The sequence below is a fragment of the Methylobacterium oryzisoli genome, assembly GCF_046557895.1.
GTDB classification, from domain to species: Bacteria; Pseudomonadota; Alphaproteobacteria; order Rhizobiales; family Beijerinckiaceae; genus Methylobacterium; species Methylobacterium oryzisoli.
Genome location: NZ_JBKIBX010000009.1, coordinates 1 through 16086 on the forward strand (window position 1 = coordinate 1; position 16086 = coordinate 16086).

The 16086-nt window shown below is 72.0% G+C and carries 17 protein-coding genes; 9 read left to right on the forward strand and 8 right to left on the reverse strand.

The genetic code is table 11. The annotated features are described in order from the left end of the window. Positions 1-75: 75 nt before the first annotated feature. On the reverse strand, positions 76-636 hold the full coding sequence (locus tag ACKUB9_RS10775) for an ankyrin repeat domain-containing protein (protein ID WP_407521662.1): 561 nt from the start codon (positions 634-636) through the stop codon (positions 76-78). Positions 637-774: 138 nt separating this feature from the next. Between ACKUB9_RS10775 and ACKUB9_RS10780 the strand changes: the two genes are divergently transcribed. Both ACKUB9_RS10780 and ACKUB9_RS10785 read left to right on the forward strand, forming a co-directional pair. Then, positions 775-2406, forward strand: a complete 1632-nt coding sequence (locus ACKUB9_RS10780) for an alpha-D-glucose phosphate-specific phosphoglucomutase (protein ID WP_407521665.1) — start codon at positions 775-777, stop codon at positions 2404-2406. Between the two features lie 174 nt (positions 2407-2580). Then, complete coding sequence (locus tag ACKUB9_RS10785; RefSeq protein WP_407521668.1) at positions 2581-3378, forward strand: 2-keto-4-pentenoate hydratase; 798 nt, start codon at positions 2581-2583, stop codon at positions 3376-3378. 30 nt (positions 3379-3408) lie between these two features. Here the strand turns inward: ACKUB9_RS10785 and ACKUB9_RS10790 are convergent, their stop codons facing one another. The 4 genes from ACKUB9_RS10790 to ACKUB9_RS10805 form a co-directional block, all read right to left on the reverse strand. Then, positions 3409-3891: an arsenate-mycothiol transferase ArsC gene (locus tag ACKUB9_RS10790; RefSeq protein WP_407521670.1), complete on the reverse strand. Its 483-nt coding sequence runs from the start codon at positions 3889-3891 to the stop codon at positions 3409-3411. Between the two features lie 38 nt (positions 3892-3929). Beyond that, complete coding sequence (locus ACKUB9_RS10795) at positions 3930-4418, reverse strand: UPF0262 family protein (RefSeq protein WP_287740532.1); 489 nt, start codon at positions 4416-4418, stop codon at positions 3930-3932. Positions 4419-4540: 122 nt separating this feature from the next. Beyond that, positions 4541-5827 carry a histidinol dehydrogenase gene (gene hisD, locus ACKUB9_RS10800; RefSeq protein ID WP_407521673.1) on the reverse strand — a complete coding sequence of 429 codons (1287 nt, stop codon included), beginning with the start codon at positions 5825-5827 and terminating at the stop codon, positions 4541-4543. A gap of 72 nt (positions 5828-5899) precedes the next feature. Continuing rightward, positions 5900-6340, reverse strand: a complete 441-nt coding sequence (locus tag ACKUB9_RS10805) for a DUF2948 family protein (protein ID WP_407521676.1) — start codon at positions 6338-6340, stop codon at positions 5900-5902. A 220-nt stretch (positions 6341-6560) separates the two neighbouring features. On the opposite strand from ACKUB9_RS10805, the gene ACKUB9_RS10810 reads away from it, so the two are divergent. Continuing rightward, positions 6561-6914: a hypothetical protein gene (locus tag ACKUB9_RS10810; RefSeq protein WP_407521679.1), complete on the forward strand. Its 354-nt coding sequence runs from the start codon at positions 6561-6563 to the stop codon at positions 6912-6914. A 258-nt stretch (positions 6915-7172) separates the two neighbouring features. On the opposite strand, the gene murA is transcribed toward ACKUB9_RS10810, so the two are convergent. Then, a complete protein-coding gene (gene murA / locus ACKUB9_RS10815) occupies positions 7173-8462 on the reverse strand; it encodes a UDP-N-acetylglucosamine 1-carboxyvinyltransferase (protein ID WP_407521682.1) in 1290 nt (429 codons plus the stop codon). A 129-nt stretch (positions 8463-8591) separates the two neighbouring features. Then, complete coding sequence (locus tag ACKUB9_RS10820) at positions 8592-8768, reverse strand: hypothetical protein (RefSeq protein WP_407521685.1); 177 nt, start codon at positions 8766-8768, stop codon at positions 8592-8594. A 186-nt stretch (positions 8769-8954) separates the two neighbouring features. Between ACKUB9_RS10820 and hemA the strand changes: the two genes are divergently transcribed. After that, positions 8955-10199, forward strand: coding sequence for a 5-aminolevulinate synthase (hemA, locus tag ACKUB9_RS10825; RefSeq protein WP_407521687.1), 1245 nt, complete (start codon positions 8955-8957; stop codon positions 10197-10199). A gap of 9 nt (positions 10200-10208) precedes the next feature. Here hemA and ACKUB9_RS10830 read toward each other — a convergent pair whose 3' ends face one another. Beyond that, positions 10209-11060 carry a LysR family transcriptional regulator gene (locus tag ACKUB9_RS10830; RefSeq protein ID WP_407521690.1) on the reverse strand — a complete coding sequence of 284 codons (852 nt, stop codon included), beginning with the start codon at positions 11058-11060 and terminating at the stop codon, positions 10209-10211. A 127-nt stretch (positions 11061-11187) separates the two neighbouring features. Between ACKUB9_RS10830 and ACKUB9_RS10835 the strand changes: the two genes are divergently transcribed. The 5 genes from ACKUB9_RS10835 (at position 11188) to hisS (ending at position 16072) form a co-directional block, all read left to right on the forward strand. After that, complete coding sequence (locus tag ACKUB9_RS10835; protein ID WP_407521693.1) at positions 11188-12186, forward strand: bile acid:sodium symporter family protein; 999 nt, start codon at positions 11188-11190, stop codon at positions 12184-12186. 291 nt (positions 12187-12477) lie between these two features. Continuing rightward, complete coding sequence (locus ACKUB9_RS10840; protein ID WP_407522060.1) at positions 12478-12705, forward strand: BrnT family toxin; 228 nt, start codon at positions 12478-12480, stop codon at positions 12703-12705. 40 nt (positions 12706-12745) lie between these two features. Continuing rightward, positions 12746-12985, forward strand: coding sequence for a BrnA antitoxin family protein (locus ACKUB9_RS10845; protein ID WP_407521696.1), 240 nt, complete (start codon positions 12746-12748; stop codon positions 12983-12985). 162 nt (positions 12986-13147) lie between these two features. Then, positions 13148-14425, forward strand: coding sequence for an O-antigen ligase family protein (locus tag ACKUB9_RS10850; protein ID WP_407521699.1), 1278 nt, complete (start codon positions 13148-13150; stop codon positions 14423-14425). Positions 14426-14536: 111 nt separating this feature from the next. Beyond that, positions 14537-16072: a histidine--tRNA ligase gene (hisS, locus tag ACKUB9_RS10855; RefSeq protein WP_407521702.1), complete on the forward strand. Its 1536-nt coding sequence runs from the start codon at positions 14537-14539 to the stop codon at positions 16070-16072. Positions 16073-16086: the final 14 nt, after the last annotated feature.

The window sequence follows — 16086 nt, forward strand, 5'->3', positions numbered from 1 at the left end:
CGTATACGGCCGCCTCGCCGACCCGTCAACACCCAACACGAAACTTTTGCGACAGCCCCCTCCCCTCCCCCCCGCTCAGGCCGAGGCCGCGCGGGCGAGCTGGTCGGGCGTGTCGAGGGCGCTCATGGCCCGTGCGATCGTTTCAGCCGTGTGGCCCGCGACGTCGCGCCGGGCCGGGTCGGCGCCGCGCGACAGGAGGAGGTCGACCGCGTCGGTGCGGTTGAACATCGCCGCGGTCATCAGCGCCGTCCGCCCGTCCGGCCCGGCGCCGTCCACCTGCGCGCCGTGGTCGAGGAGCACGGTCATGGCGTCGACCGCTCCCTTGAAGGCCGCGGCGGCGAGCGGCGTCTGCCCGCGGTCGTTGGCGATCTCGGCATCGGCCCCGTGGTCGAGGAGCAGGCGCACCGCCTCGGCATGGCCGTGATAAGCCGCGAGCATCACCAGCGTGTCGCCCTTGTCGTTGCGCAGGTTGGCCGGCAGGCCCATGCGCAGCAGGTCGCCGAGTTCGGCCGCGTAGCCGCTGCGGGCGAGCTGGAAGACGCGGCCCGCGAAGGCGATGGTCTCCTCGTCGAGGGCGGGGGTCTGGGCGTTGTCGTCGGTCTGCATCGCGGCTGCCTTCAGGAAGTGCGCCGTCATATCGGGCGCCGGCCGGCTCCCGGCCAGCGGGCCGGCCGACGGGGATTGGCAGGTACGCGCGCCCAGCGGCATAAGCGGGCGGGGCCGCCACAGGGGCTGAGGGCTCCGCGCGACCACTCGCCCCCGAGACGCTCGTTCATGACCGTTCGCACCGTCCCGACCACGCCGTTCCCCGACCAGAAGCCCGGCACCTCCGGCCTGCGCAAGAAGGTGCCGGTGTTCCAGCAGCCCGCCTACGTGGAAAATTTCGTCCAGGCGATCTTCGACAGCGTCGAAGGGCGGGAGGGCGCGACCCTGGTGGTCGGCGGCGACGGGCGCTTCCTCAACCGCGAGGTGGTGCAGACGACGCTCAAGATCGCGGCGGCGAACGGTTTCGCGCGCATCCTCGTCGGCCAGGGGGGCCTGCTCTCGACCCCGGCCGCGTCCTGCGTGATCCGCAAGCACAAGGCGATCGGCGGCGTCGTCCTGTCGGCGAGCCACAATCCGGGCGGGCCGGAGGGTGATTTCGGCATCAAGTTCAACACCGCCAACGGCGGCCCGGCGCCGGAATCCGTCACCGAGGCGATCTTCGCGCGCACCAAGAGCCTCACGGAATACCGGATCGTCGAGGCGGACGACCTCGATCTCGACCGGCTCGGCGAGGTGCGGCTCGGCGACACGGCCGTGACGATCATCGATCCGGTCGCCGACTATGCGGCCCTGATGGAGACGCTGATCGATTTCCCCGGCGTCGCCGCCCTGTTCGCCTCCGGCTTCCGGATGCGCTTCGACGCGATGAGCGCCGTGACCGGCCCCTACGCCAAGGAGATCCTGGAGCGGCGCCTCGGCGCGCCGGCCGGCACGGTGGTGAATGCCGAGCCGCTGCCGGATTTCGGCGGCCACCATCCCGACCCGAACCCGGTCCATGCGCACGACCTGATGGCGCTGATGGCCGGCCCCGACGCGCCGGATTTCGGCGCCGCCTCGGACGGGGACGGCGACCGCAACATGATCGTGGCCCGGGGCCTGTTCGTCACGCCGAGCGACAGCCTCGCGATCCTGGCCGCGCACGCCCACCTGGCGCCGGGCTACGCGGGCGGCCTCGCCGGCGTCGCCCGCTCGATGCCGACGAGCCGCGCGGTCGACCGGGTCGCCGCCCGGCTCGGCGTCCCGGCCTACGAGACGCCGACGGGCTGGAAGTTCTTCGGCAACCTCCTCGATGCCGGGCGGATCACGCTCTGCGGCGAGGAGAGCGCGGGCACCGGCTCCAACCACGTGCGCGAGAAGGACGGGCTCTGGGCGGTGCTGCTCTGGCTCAACGTGCTGGCGGCGACGGGCCGGCCCGCGGCCGAGATCGTGCGCGATCATTGGGGCCGGTTCGGGCGGGACGTCTACGCCCGGCACGACTACGAGGAGGTGGACGCCGCCGCGGCCGAGGGACTGATGGAGGCGCTGCGCGGCAGCCTCGCCGCCCTGCCGGGCCGACAGTTCGGCCCGCTCACCGTCGAGAGCGCGGACGACTTCGCCTACACGGATCCGGTGGACGGCTCGGTCACCCGGCGCCAGGGCGTGCGGATCCTGTTTCGCGAGGATGCCCGCGTGGTGTTTCGCCTCTCCGGCACCGGCACGGTCGGGGCGACCCTGCGCGTCTACCTGGAGCGGTTCGAGCCGGACCCGGCGCGCCACGACGCCCCGGTGGCCGAGGTGCTGGCGCCGGTCGTCGCCGCCGCCGAGGCGATCGCCGGCATCGCCGCCCGCACCGGAAGGCAGGAGCCGTCCGTCATCACCTGATGCGGGGTCGCGGTGCCCGCCGCCGGGCCGGTGGCCGCGGCGGAGAATGATGCTTAGGCTGTCGCCCAAGGTCCGTGATGGGACCGCCGGGAGGCGAAGCATGCGTGTCTCAACCTCATCGGGCAGGAATCCTGCCCGCCTCGCCGCCGGGCAGCGCGGCGGCCGGGTGCACCCATGAGCGGGCTCTCGGAGGCTGCGGCCGAGGCCGCCGCTGACCGGATCTGGCGCCACTGGCAGGAGGGCACGCGGCTCGACGCCCTGCCTCCGGAGGAGCGCCCGACGACGCGGGCGGAGGGCTACGCCGTCCAGGCGCGGCTGGAGACCCGCAGCCGCGCCCCGCTCGTCGGCTGGAAAATCGCCGCCACCAGCGCGGCCGGCCAAGCGCATATCGGGGTCGATGAACCGCTCGCCGGGCGGCTCCTGGCCGAGCGGGTGCTGGAGCCCGGCGCCGAGATCCCCTACCGCCACAACCTGATGCGCGTGGCCGAGGCCGAGATCGCCTTCCGGATGGGCCGCGACCTGCCCCCGCGCGAGCGACCCTACGCGGCGGAGGAGCTGCGTGCGGCGGTGGCGTGCCTGCATCCCGCGATCGAGTTTCCGGATTCGCGCTTCGCCGACTTCGCCACGGCGGCCGGGCCGCAGCTCATCGCCGACAACGCCTGCACGCATTGGTTCGTGCTCGGGCCCGCGGTGGCGGCGTGGCAGGATCTCGACCTCGCGAATCTCGCCACGGTCGCGCGGGTGGAGGGGCAGCCGGAGCACCGGGGCCGCGGCGCGAACGTGCTCGGCGACCCCTGGACCGCGCTCACGTGGCTCGTCAACGAGGTGACGGGCCTCGGGCTCACGCTCCGGGCCGAAGAGATCGTGACCACCGGCACCACCACCGTGCCGGTGCCGCTGCGGCCGGATGCCGGCATGAGCGCCGATCTCGGGCCGCTCGGGACGCTCACGGCGCGGATCGGCCCGGCCTGAACGGAGCGGCCCCGCGCGGTCCGGCGCCCGCTACTTCAGCCGCTTGCGGATCCGCGCCGCGAGCCCGTCGCGCACGTCCCGGTAGGCGTCGAGCCGCTGCTCGCGCGAACCCTGCATGGCGGTCGGGTCCGGGGTCGGCCAGTACTCGACCTCCGCCGCCACCGTGCGGGTCAGTTCGAGGGCGGCGTGGTGGGCCTCGGGCGAGAGGCTGACGATGAGGTCGAAGTTCAGCCCCTCCCACTCCTCCAGCTGCTCCAGGGTGCGGGGGCGGTGCTTCTGCGCGTCGATGCCGATCTCGTCGAGGGCCGCCACCATGAACGGGTCGGTGGGCTCGCCCGAGCGCACGCCGGCCGACTGGACGTAGACCGACCGGCCGAAATAGTGGCGGGCCAGGGCCTCCGCGGCGGCCGAGCGCACGGCATTGAAGTTGCAGACGAAGAGCACGGACTGGACCCGCCGGCCGGACTTGCCGGCCGGATCGCCCGCAGCCTTCGCGCCCGCGGCCTCGGTCACGGGCCGCCTCCCCTCGCGCCCGCCTCCTCCATCGGGCCTCAGCCCTTCCAGTGCAGGGCGAAGATCAGGGTGAACAGGCGCCGGGCGGTGTCGTGGTCGACCTCGACCTTGCCCTCCAGGCGCTGCTTGAGGAGTTCGGACGCCTCGTTGTGGACGCCCCGCCGGCCCATGTCGATCGCCTCGATCTGGCTCGGCGAGGCGGTGCGGATCGCCTTGAAGTAGCTGTCGCAGATCATCTCGTAGTCGCGGATCACGCTGCGAAACGGGGTCAGCGACAGGAGGTGGGTCATCACCGGCTCACCCCCGGCGGTGGAGATCGCGAAGGCGAGCTTGTTTTCCACGAGGCCGAGCTTGAGCGCGTAGGGACCGCCGTCGTGGTTGGCGACCGCGAAATGGTTGGACTCGAGGATGTCGTAGATCGCGATCGCGCGCTCGTGCTCCTGGTCCGGGTTGCCGCGCCCGATCGAATCCTCGTCGAGCGAGACCGCGGCGAGCCTCCTGCGCGGGTCCGGAGCGTCGCTCGACATGGCTGGAATCCCCCGGGTTCGCGTGTGGGGCGGCCTCTCGGCGGCGCGCCGACGCCTACCTGAGGCAAGAGCGCCCGGCGGCGCAAGCCTGACTCGGGTCGAAGCGCGGCCGGGCGGGCGGCTCAGTTGAGGCGGATCGCCACCGAGCGGGCGTGACCGTCGAGTCCCTCGGCGCGGCCGAGCGTCACCGCGGCGGGGCCGAGCGCCCGCAGCGCCTCGGGGGTGCAGGAGAGGAGCGTGGTGCGCTTCATGAAGTCGAGCACCCCGAGCCCGGAGGAGAAGCGGGCCGAGCGGGCGGTGGGCAGCACGTGGTTGGGGCCGCCGACGTAGTCGCCGATCGCCTCCGGGGTGTGCGCCCCGAGGAAGATCGCCCCGGCGTTGCGCACCCGAGCGGCCAGGGCCTCGGCCTCCGCCGCCTCGATCTCCAAGTGCTCCGGCGCGAGTCGGTCGACGAGCGGGATCGCGTCGGCGAGGCGCGCCACGCGCACGATGGCCCCGTAGTCGCGCCAGCTCGCGCGGGCGATCTCGGCCCGCGGCAGGGTCGCGAGCTGGCCCTCGACCGCGCGCGCCACCGCGTCGGCGAGGGCGTCGTCGTCGGTGATCAGGATCGCCTGCGCGGCGGCGTCGTGCTCGGCCTGGGCCAGGAGGTCGGCCGCCACCCATTCGGGATTGGCGCTCCCGTCCGCCAGGATCAGCACTTCGGAGGGGCCGGCGATCATGTCGATGCCGACCTGCCCGAAGACCCGGCGCTTGGCCGCCGCCACGTAGGCGTTGCCGGGTCCGACGATCTTGGCCACCGGAGCGACCGTCGCGGTGCCGTAGGCGAGCGCGGCCACCGCCTGCGCGCCGCCGATGCGAAACACCTCGTCGACGCCAGCCAAGCGGGCGGCGGCGAGCACCAGCGGATTGGTGACGCCATCAGGCGTCGGCACCACCATGGCGAGGCGCGGCACGCCCGCGACCCGGGCCGGCACGGCGTTCATCAGCACCGAGGAGGGGTAGCTCGCCGTGCCGCCGGGCACGTAGAGGCCGACCGATTCGAGCGCCGTCCAGCGCCAGCCGAGGGTGACGCCGAGCGCGTCGGTCTCCCGGTGGTCGGCGGGCACCTGCGCCCGGTGGAAGGTCTCGATGCGCGCCCGCGCGAGATCGAGGGCGTCGAGCGCCTCGCGCGGGCAGGCCGCCACCGCGGCGTCGATCTCCCGCTCGCTCACCCGCAGGGTCTCAGGATCGACCTCCAGGCGGTCGAAGCGGCGAGTGTAGTCGACGAGGGCATCGTCCCCGCGCGCCGCCACGTCGGCGATGATCGCCCGCACGGTCTCGTCCACGTCCTCGGCCACCTCGCGCTTGACCGCGAGCAGCCGCGCGAAGTGGTCGCCGAAGGCGGGATCGCGGGAATCGAGGCGCTGCATCGCGGTGTCCGTCGCAAGGGGGCCGGTCTGGGGGCCGGTCTGGGGGCCGGGGCCGGCCCGATGGCAGAGAAATCAGGCCGCGTCGAGGGGCACCGCGTGGACGGGCCGGCTCTCCGCCTCCCAGACCGGGCCGAGGTCCTTCATGCCCGCCTCGATGCATTCGAGGTCGAGCCGGATCGCCGCGCCGCCCGCGAAGACCAGGGTGGCGGTGCCGGAGGGCGCCTCGCCCGGCTCGAAGGTGATGGCCAGGAGTTCGAGGGCGGTCTCAGGCTCGCCGCGCGGGATCCCGCGGGCGCGCACATTGAGCACGCGGTCGAAGTGCAGGCCGGCCAGACGCCGCCGGGGCGGCGCGCCATCCGGCGCGGTCCAGTCGAAGCGGCGCGCCACCAGGGCGAAGCGGCGCTCCCGGGGCAGGTAGGCGATGTCTCCGGCCCGCAGGATCGCGTCCTGCAGATGGGCCGAGACAACCGCGAGGTCGTCGGCGTCGAGGGCAGCGAGCTTCAGAAGCTCCATCTCCGCGTCCTTCACTGTCGGCGTCCTTGAGTTGGGCGAAACGGGCGCGGTCCCGAGGGGATCGCTACTCCGGGTAGGTAGCGATGCCTCCCCGCCCGGACAACCGTCGCAGCACCGCGCGGCTCACCGCGCGTTCATCTGCGGCAAGCTAAGGCTTGGTCCTGTCCCCAGGAGAAGGCCTCCTCAGGAGAATGCCTCCCTGGAGCACACTCGGCAGGAGATGGATGTGAAACGCGTGGTTCTGGCGGCGCTGGCCGCCCTGACGCTCGGCCTCGACGCGAGCGCGGCCCTCGCGCAGCCCTCTTACGGCGGCGAGGACTTCGACCGCCCGCGGCGCCGGTACGAGAACCGCTACGACGACGAGCGCCCGCGGTCCCGCTACGACGATCGCCGCTACGGCGAGGAGCGGAGCTACCGGCGCGAACGCGGCTACGGCGAGGGCTATGGGCGGGGCTTCGGTCGCGTCTGCGTGACCGCGCGCGGCAACTGCCCGACCCGTCCGGCCCCGCTCAACGCCTCCTGCGGCTGCGAGATCCCCGGCTTCGGCTTCAAGCGCGGCGCGATCGGGTACTGAGGCGGACAGCGCAGGGGAACCCCTCTCCCATGCGGGAGAGGGGCAGGGGTGAGGGTCCCGGGAGGGAGCCGCAGGAAGGCTGAACAGTGCCCGCTACCAGCACCGACGTGGTCGGCTGATCCGGAAGCGTCCCGCTCCCCTCACCACGCTCCGTGCTTCACCACGGCACCCTCCCGGGCCCTTCATCCCTGCCCTTCTCCCGCACGGGAGAAGGGTTCCCCCCGCCTCATCCTGAAGCCGGAGGGTTCGGCCCGCGGCTCAGGCCCGCTCGCGGCGGATCTGGGCGCCGCAGCGGCCGAGCTTGGCCTCCAGCGCCTCGAAGCCGCGGTCGAGGTGGTAGACGCGGTTGATGACGGTCTCGCCCTCGGCCGCGAGGCCCGCGATCACCAGGGAGACCGAGGCCCGCAGGTCGGTGGCCATCACGGGTGCGCCCTTGAGCCGGTCGACCCCCTCCACCACCGCGACGTCGCCCTCGAGCCGGATGCGGGCGCCGAGCCGCGCCAGCTCCTGCACGTGCATGAAACGGTTCTCGAAGATGGTCTCCCGGATGCGCGACTGGCCCTGGGCCCTCGTCATCAGCGCCATGAACTGCGCCTGGAGGTCGGTGGGGAAGCCCGGGAACGGATCGGTGGTGATGTCCACCGCCGCGACGCCCGCGCCGTTGCGGCGCACCCGGATGCCGTCCGGCAGGGCCGTCACCTCGGTGCCGGTCGTGGCCAGCACGTCCAGCGCGCTGTGCAGGAGGTCGGCGCGGGTGTCGCGCAGGATGACGTCGCCCCCGGTCATCGCCACCGCCATCGCGTAGGTGCCGGTCTCGATCCGGTCGGGCAGCACCTCGTGCCGCGCGCCGCCGAGGCGCGAGACGCCCTCGACCACGATCCGCGGCGTGCCCGCGCCCTCGATGCGCGCGCCCATCTTGGACAGGCAGGCGGCGAGGTCGACCACCTCCGGCTCGCGCGCGGCGTTGTCGATCACCGTGGTGCCGTGGGCGAGCGCGGCGGCCATCAGGGCGACGTGGGTGCCGCCCACCGTCACCTTCGGGAAGCTGATCTCGCCGCCGCGCAGGCCGTTGCGGGTGCGCGCCACCACGTAGCCGCCGTCGATCTCGATCGTGGCGCCGAGCCGCTCCAGCGCCATCAGCAGCAGGTCCACCGGCCGCGTGCCGATGGCGCAGCCCCCCGGCATCGACACCTTCGCCTCGCCGAACCGCGCCACCAGGGGCGCGATCACCCAGAAACTCGCCCGCATGGTCGAGACGAGGTCGTAGGGCGCCGTGGTGTCGATGACGTTGCTGGCGGTGAGCCGGATGGTCTGGCCGGTCTCGGTGGTCTGGCCGGGGCGCTTGCCCACCACCATGTGGTCGACGCCGTGATTGCCCAGGATGCGCAGCAGCGAGGCGATGTCGGCGAGCCGCGGCACGTTGGCGAGTTCCACCGTCTCGCCCGTGAGCAGGCTGGCGATCATCAGCGGCAGGGCCGCGTTCTTGGCCCCGGAGATCGGGATCTCGCCGTGGAGCGGCGCGCCGCCGGTGATGTGGATGCGGTCCATGTGATTCCCCGAACTCGATTCCTGCGACGGCCCGGCCCCGGCTGTCCTGCTGGCAGAGATGTGGCGTGGCGACCGTGCGGCTTTGCACGCGATGATGGCATCCGCGGGGCTATCGGCCACGCTTGGCCCTCAACGCCGCTCGCCCTCCGGCGGATCCGGCCGCGGCTGCGGTTCGGGCGACTCCCCCTCCTCCGCCGCGGCGCCGGCCGCCGCACGGCCGCGCACCTGCGCCTTGCGCCGCCGCAGGTTGTCCCGCAGCGCCGCCTTCAGGCGTTCCGCCCGCGGATCGTTCCTGGTCTCGCTCATCGCTCGCGACCCATCGTCGCCATGACTTATTTCCGGCTTCCGCCCGCCGGCCGGAGGCGGCAGATACGGCGGGCCCCGCCTTTAACCTGATCCAGTTACAAAGCCAGCCGGAGCGAGCGAGATCAAGGCGCGGGCCGGTCGAGACCGGCACAGCCCGCGCGCCCGGCGAGCCAGCGAAGGATCGTGATGCCCGAGACCGACTACCAGGCCCTTTTTCGCTCCGCCCTCGACCGGCTGCACGGGGAGCGGCGCTACCGCGTCTTCGCCGATATCGAGCGCGTCGCCGGCCGCTTCCCGGCCGCCCGCTGGCGCCGTCCGGACGGCGAGACGCGCGACATCACGGTCTGGTGCTCGAACGATTACCTCGGCATGGGCCAGCACCCGGAGGTGGTGGCGGCGCTCACCGAGACGGCGCAGCGCTGCGGCGTCGGCGCGGGCGGCACCCGCAACATCGCGGGCAACAATTCCCCGCTCGTGGACCTGGAGCACGAACTCGCCGACCTGCACCGCAAGGAGGCGGCCCTCGTCTTCACCTCGGGCTACGTCTCGAACCAGACCGGCATCGCCACGATCGCCAAGCTGATCCCGGACTGCCTGATCCTGTCCGACGCGTTCAACCACAACTCGATGATCGAGGGCGTGCGCCAGTCGGGCTGCGACAAGAAGGTGTTTCGCCACAACGACCTCGCGCATCTCGAAGAGTTGCTCCGCGAGGTGGGCGACCGGCCCAAGCTGATCGTGTTCGAGAGCGTCTACTCGATGGACGGCGACGTGGCGCCGATCGGGGCGATCTGCGACCTCGCCACGGCCTACGGCGCCATGACCTACCTCGACGAGGTCCACGCGGTCGGCCTCTACGGACCGCGCGGGGCGGGCATCGCCGAGCGCGACGGGGTGATGCACCGCGTCGACGTGATCGAGGGCACGCTCGCCAAGGGCTTCGGGGTGGTGGGCGGCTACATCACCGGCACGGCCGCCCTGTGCGACGCGGTGCGCAGCCACGCGCCGGGCTTCATCTTCACCACCGCGCTGCCGCCCGCCATCGCGGCCGCCGCCACCGCCTCGATCCGCTACCTGAAGCGCTCGGCGGCCGAGCGCGAGGCGCACCAGCGCCAGGCCGCCCGCACCAAGGTCGTCCTCGCCGAGGCCGGCCTGCCGGTGCTGGAGACCGACACCCACATCGTGCCGGTGATGGTGGGCGATGCGGAGCTGTGCAAGGCGGCGGCCGACCGGCTGCTGGAGCGCCACGGCATCTACATCCAGCCGATCAACTACCCCACGGTGCCGCGCGGCACCGAGCGCCTGCGCATCACGCCCTCCCCGTTCCACGGCGAGGCGCACATCGCGCATCTGGCGAAGGCCCTGGTGGAGGTGTGGGACATTCTCGACCTGCCGCGGGCCGGCACGGTGTTCGTCGAGGCGGCGGAGTAGCGCCGCCGCTCAATCCCACAGGCCGGCGTGCAGGATCTCGTGCGCCAGCGTGCGGCCCGGCTCCCGGTTGAGGCCGGGACCCGCGAGGATGAACTCGACGTCGGCGAGCCGCGGCAGGTCGGCGTCGGGGAGTTCCGTCAAGCCCTCGGGGATCAGGCTGCGGGCCTGCACCATCAGCCCGAGCCCGGCCAGGGCCGCGGCCCGCAGGCCGCTCAGGCTCGCGCAGGTGCAGGTGATCCGCCACGGCCGGCTCTCGCGCGCGAAGGCGTCGAGCACCAGGGTGCGGCTCACGCTCGGCGCCGGGAAGGTGATGAGGGGCACCGGTTCGTCGCGCGCCGGCACGAAGCCCGGCGGCCCGACCCAGACCAGCCGGTCGCGCCGCACCAGCAGCCCCTGCGTCTCGCCGACGAGGCGCTTGCCGAGGAAGAGGTCGAGTTCGCCCCGCTCCGCCTGGCCCGTGAGCAGGCTCGTGAGCGACACGGTGAGTTCGAGGTCGACCGACGGGTAGCTCGCCCGGAAATCGCGCAGCACCTCGGCAAGCCGCGTCTGCACGAAATCCTCCGAGGCGCCGAAGCGCAGCTTGCCCCGCACCGCCCCGCCGGCGAGCGTCCGCTCCAGGCGCTCATGCGCGTCGAGCACCGTGCGGGCGAAGCCCAGCACCGCCTCCCCTTCCGGCGTCGGGGCCACCGAATGGGTGTCGCGCGCGATGAGGCGCCGGCCGAGCTGCGCTTCGAGGCGCTGCACGTGCTGGCTCACGGTGGATTGGCGCAGGCCCAGTTGCTGCGCCGCCCGGCTGAAGCTGCGGCCGCGCGATACCGCGGCAAGCGTGCGGAGAAGGATCGGGTCGATCAGCCGGGTCATGCCTGCGCGATCCTCGATAGCCATCGGATCAGTTATCATGGTTTGCGATGACTGAAATCCCGCGGCGCGGCATACCGTTCCTCGGGCGGCCGATTTAGATCCGGGCCAGACACCCGCCGAGGCCGCCATGCCCGTCCGCTTCCGCCCCGACCCGTTCACCCTGATGCTGCTCGGCTGCCTCGCCCTCGGCACCGTGCTGCCGGCGAGCGGCCAGGCGGCCACGCTGATGAGCGGCGTGGCAGGCGCGGCGATGGCCCTGCTGTTCTTCCTGCACGGGGCCCGCATGGAGCGGCGCACGGTCGTCGCCGGCCTCGTGCACTGGCGTCTGCAGCTCGCGGTGCTCGGCGCGACCTTCGTGCTCTTCCCCCTGCTCGGCCTGACCGCCGGCCTGCTGGCTCCGACCCTGCTCACGCCGGCGCTCGCGGGCGGCGTCCTGTTCCTCTGCCTGCTGCCCTCCACGGTGCAATCCTCCATCGCCTTCACGGCGATGGCCGGCGGCAACGCGCCGGCCGCTATCTGCGCGGCCTCGGCCTCGAACATCCTCGGCATGGTGATCTCGCCGCTCCTCGTCGCCTTGCTGTTCCACGCGCAGGGCGGCGGCTTCGACTGGGGCGGCGTCGGCAGGATCCTGCTGCAGCTCCTCGGCCCCTTCCTGCTGGGACAGGCGCTGCAGCCGCGCCTCGGCTCGTGGCTCGGCCGGCACAAGGCCCTCACGGGCGTCGTGGATCGCGGCTCGATCCTCCTCATCGTCTATCTCGCCTTCGGCCAGGCCGCGGTGAGCGGTCTGTGGGCGCGCACGCCGCCGTCCGCCCTCCTGGTCATGCTCGCGGTGGACGGGATGCTGCTGGCCGCCATGCTGGCCATCACCACCTGGGGCAGCCGCCTGCTCGGCTTCGCGCGCCCGGACGAGATCACCATCATGTTCTGCGGCTCGAAGAAGAGCCTCGCGGCGGGCGTGCCGATCGCCACCGTGATGTTCGCGGGCCAGGACATCGGCAGCCTGCTCCTGCCGGTGATGCTCTTCCACCAGCTGCAGCTCATCGTCTGCGCCGCCCTCGCCCGGCGCTACGCCCAGGGTCCGGAGACCGCCGCGCCGGCAGGAGCGCGGATTCTCGCACCGCGTTGAGGAAGGATTCACCGCTCGCGGCGATCCTCAGGGCGAGCCAGGTTGCGTATCGGCTCCCTTCTCGGAATGACCGGCCCCGCCGCGCCCCCCGCGCGGCGGGGTTGTTGATGTTCGGCCTGCCCGGCTCAGACCACCGGACGGATCGGCCTCGACGAGGGCACGCCATCCTCTCACCCCCGTCCGCTTCCCGTTCTCAACATGTCCATCATGATGTACATGTTGGGCATGGGCGAGAGCGAGCGCACGACATGGGACGACGCTAAGAACGAGAGGAACGTCTGAGATCGCGAAATCGATTTTTCCGACCTCGACGAAGCTTTCGACGGGCGATTTGCCCTCGTGTCCGAAGATAAACGACGCGCTTACGGCGAGCAGCGCTTCAACATGCTGGTTGAAATCGGCGGCCTGATTTTCAGTATCACGTTCACTCCGCGACCGCCCAAGCACCGGATCATTTCGGCCCGCCTCGCGAGCCGGAAGGAAAGGAAGACGTATCCTGCCAAACAGCAAGACGGCTAAGGCTCGGACCGGCCGCACGAACTGGGACGCCCTCCGCGCCATGCCCGAGGAGGAAATCGAGCGGATCGCCGCCGCGGACGAGGACAACCCGGCCACGGATGAGAGTCATTGGGCCAATGCCATCGTCGTCCTGCCGAGCGGGAAGACCTCGATTCACGCCAGCTTCGACCGTGATGTCGTTGACTTCTTCAAGCGCGGCGGGCGGGGCTATCAGACCCGCATGAACGCCGTCCTGCGCCGCTACATGGAGGCGCAGCAAGCCAAGAAGGCTGACCGATAGACGAAGCCGCCGGTATCCCCGGTGGGGATTGCATCGCATCCGGGCCGGTCACGCCTCCACCCGGAATTGCGAGCCAGGTTGAGGCTTTCCTAACCATCTTGCTTCAGCGGGCGCACACCGCTCCCCCGTCACTCTCCGGCCGGACCCGACCGGAGCCGCCCGATGACCAGTGCCGTCCTGCCCCGCCGCGGCCTCGGCGCGATCCCGCTGATGCGGGCGCTGCACGGGCTCGGCCTGTTCCTGTTCGGCGGCTTCGTCTTCTTCGCCTGCTTCGCCTTCTCGGCCGCCTCGCCCTACGACGTGATCGCGATTCCGGCGATCCTGCTCTGGCTCGTGCTCGGCGTGCGGCTTTACCGGGGAGCGCTTCCCTTCGTGCTGCTGCTGCTGGTCTATGCCGGCGCCACCGTGGTGGCGCTGATGCCCTACCTCGACGAGGAGCTGTCCACCCTGTGGACGGTACAGCTCGTCTATCTCGCCGTCACCGGCATCTTCTTCGCCATGTTCTTCTCCGACGAGATCGAGCGGCGGATGGAGCTGGCCCTCAAGGTCTACACCGCGAGCACGCTGTTCTCGGCGATCCTCGGCATCGGCGGCTATCTCGGCATCATCGGCAACGATGAACTGTTCAGACGCTACGGGCGGGCGTCGGGCACCTTCCAGGACCCGAACGTGTTCGGCTCGTTCCTGATCCTCGGTGCCCTCTACCTGATGCACAACCTGCTCACCCTGCGCGCCCGCCGCCCGGTCCTGTCGGCGATCGGGCTGATGGTGCTGGTGGCGGGGATCTTCCTCTCCTTCTCGCGCGGCTCCTGGGGCAGCTTCGTGCTGGCCACCGCGCTGATGATCGGCACGCTCTTCGTCACCAGCCGGTCGCCGGCCCTGCGGCGGCGCATCGCGGCGATGAGTGTGGTCACCGCGCTGCTCGGCACGCTGGCACTCGGCGCCCTCCTGTCGCTGGGCACCGTGGCGGAGACCTTCGAGAAGCGGGCGGCGGTGACCCAGGACTACGACGAGGGCGAGACCGGCCGCTTCGGCGCCCAACTGCGCGGCATGGCCATGCTGGTCGAGGAGCCGATGGGCTTCGGCCCCGTGCGCTGGCGCCTGATCTTCACGCTCGATCCGCACAATTCCTATCTGGGCGCCTTCGCCAACGGCGGCTGGGTGGCGGGCGTGGCCTTCCTCCTCCTCGTCGTCACCACGACCTGGGTGGGCTTGCGGCTGATGATCGTGGAATGGCCCTGCCGGCGCCTCGCGCAGATCGTGGTGCCGGCGCTGTTGATGTACTTCCTCCAGGCGGTGCAGATCGATGTCGAGAAGTGGCGCCACGTCTACATGATGCTCGGCATGGTCTGGGGGATGGAGGCGGCGCGGCTGGTCTGGCTGGATCGCGGGGCCGCTCCGCAGCGGGGCGCGGTTTCCAGCGCGCGCCAAATGGTCTAGAGCCCGACCGGCTCGCCGCGGGCCGCCCGGCCCGCCCGCATCCCGGACCTCCCCCGTCGTCGCGACCGGTCCGGACAGGCCGCCCGACGACGCCCGGATCCGCGCACGCCCATGTCCAAGATCGCGAAAACCGCCGCGAAGGCCCAGACCCTCAAGCCGCGCCTGCCGCGCGGACTGGTCGACCGGGGCCCCGCCGAGATCGCGGCCACGCAGGCGATGCTCCAGACCATCCGCGAGAGCTTCGAACTCTACGGGTTCGAGGCGGTCGAGACCCCGTTCATCGAGTACACCGAGGCACTGGGAAAATTCCTGCCCGACCTCGACCGGCCGAACGAGGGCGTTTTCTCCTTCCAGGACGACGACGAGGCGTGGCTGTCGCTGCGCTACGACCTCACGGCGCCGCTCGCCCGCTACGTGGCCGAGCATTTCGACGCCCTGCCCAAGCCCTATCGCAGCTACCGGGCGGGCTACGTCTTCCGCAACGAAAAGCCGGGTCCGGGCCGCTTCCGCCAGTTCATGCAGTTCGACGCCGACATCGTCGGCGCGCCGAGCGTCGCGGCCGACGCCGAGATCTGCATGATGGCGGCCGACACCCTGGAGCGCGTCGGCATCGCGCGGGGCGACTATGTGGTGAAGGTCAACAACCGCAAGGTGCTCGACGGCGTCATGGAGGCGATCGGCCTCGGGGCCGACGATCAGGCGGGACGCCGCCTCACGGTGCTGCGCGCCATCGACAAGCTCGACCGGCTCGGCGTCGAGGGCGTGCGCCTGCTCCTGGGCCCCGGCCGCAAGGACGAGAGCGGCGACGTCACCAAGGGGGCGGGGCTGCCCGACGCGGCGATCGACCGGATCATCCGCTACGTCTCGTTCCAGGCCGCCCCCACCGAGGGCGGCGACCGCCTCGCCTTCTGGGAAAACTTCTTCGGCGGCTGGACGGACGTCGTCGGCTCGTCCGAGACCGGCCGGCAGGGCATCGCGGAACTCCACGCCATCCTGCGGCTGTGCGAGGCGGCGGGCTACGGCCACGACCGCGTCCGGGCCGACCCCTCAGTGGTGCGCGGCCTCGAATACTACACCGGCCCCGTCTACGAGGCCGAACTGACCTTCCCGGTCGTGGACGAGGACGGCCAGACCGTGCGCTTCGGCTCGGTGGCGGGCGGGGGGCGCTACGACGGGCTCGTTGGGCGCTTCCGCTCCGAGCCCGTGCCGGCGACCGGCTTCTCGATCGGCGTCTCACGGCTGTTCTCGGCCCTGCAGATCGTCAGGAGTCCCATCGTCACGCGTGCGGCCGGACCCGGCCCGGTCGTGGTGCTGGTCCTCGACCGCGAGGAGGTCGCCGCCTACCAGGCCCTCGTTGCGGGCCTGCGCGGCGCCGGCATCCGCGCCGAGATGTATCTCGGGGCCGCGGGCCTGAAGGCGCAGATGAAGTATGCCGACCGCCGCGGCGCCCCGGTGGCGATCATCCAGGGCAGCGACGAGCGCGCCCGCGGCGAGGTGCAGATCAAGGACCTGATCGAGGGCGCCAAGGCCGCCGAGGCCATCGCCAGCAACGCGGAGTGGAAGGCCGCCCGGCCCGCGCAGTTCTCGGTGCCGGAGGCCGAGATGGTGGCGCGGGTGCAGGAGGTGCTGGGGCGGCATTTCTCGTGAGAGCGCGGGCAGCG

Bases quoted from the DNA above. Each gene is read 5' to 3' on its own strand.
- ACKUB9_RS10775 (WP_407521662.1), bottom strand. From the start codon at position 636: ATGACGGCGCACTTCCTGAAGGCAGCCGCGATGCAGACCGACGACAAC.
- ACKUB9_RS10780 (WP_407521665.1), top strand. From the start codon at position 775: ATGACCGTTCGCACCGTCCCGACCACGCCGTTCCCCGACCAGAAGCCC.
- ACKUB9_RS10785 (WP_407521668.1), top strand. From the start codon at position 2,581: ATGAGCGGGCTCTCGGAGGCTGCGGCCGAGGCCGCCGCTGACCGGATC.
- ACKUB9_RS10795 (WP_287740532.1), bottom strand. From the start codon at position 4,418: ATGTCGAGCGACGCTCCGGACCCGCGCAGGAGGCTCGCCGCGGTCTCG.
- hisD (WP_407521673.1), bottom strand. From the start codon at position 5,827: ATGCAGCGCCTCGATTCCCGCGATCCCGCCTTCGGCGACCACTTCGCG.
- ACKUB9_RS10805 (WP_407521676.1), bottom strand. From the start codon at position 6,340: ATGGAGCTTCTGAAGCTCGCTGCCCTCGACGCCGACGACCTCGCGGTT.
- ACKUB9_RS10810 (WP_407521679.1), top strand. From the start codon at position 6,561: ATGGATGTGAAACGCGTGGTTCTGGCGGCGCTGGCCGCCCTGACGCTC.
- murA (WP_407521682.1), bottom strand. From the start codon at position 8,462: ATGGACCGCATCCACATCACCGGCGGCGCGCCGCTCCACGGCGAGATC.
- ACKUB9_RS10820 (WP_407521685.1), bottom strand. From the start codon at position 8,768: ATGAGCGAGACCAGGAACGATCCGCGGGCGGAACGCCTGAAGGCGGCG.
- hemA (WP_407521687.1), top strand. From the start codon at position 8,955: ATGCCCGAGACCGACTACCAGGCCCTTTTTCGCTCCGCCCTCGACCGG.
- ACKUB9_RS10830 (WP_407521690.1), bottom strand. From the start codon at position 11,060: ATGACCCGGCTGATCGACCCGATCCTTCTCCGCACGCTTGCCGCGGTA.
- ACKUB9_RS10835 (WP_407521693.1), top strand. From the start codon at position 11,188: ATGCCCGTCCGCTTCCGCCCCGACCCGTTCACCCTGATGCTGCTCGGC.
- ACKUB9_RS10845 (WP_407521696.1), top strand. From the start codon at position 12,746: ATGCCCGAGGAGGAAATCGAGCGGATCGCCGCCGCGGACGAGGACAAC.
- ACKUB9_RS10850 (WP_407521699.1), top strand. From the start codon at position 13,148: ATGACCAGTGCCGTCCTGCCCCGCCGCGGCCTCGGCGCGATCCCGCTG.
- hisS (WP_407521702.1), top strand. From the start codon at position 14,537: ATGTCCAAGATCGCGAAAACCGCCGCGAAGGCCCAGACCCTCAAGCCG.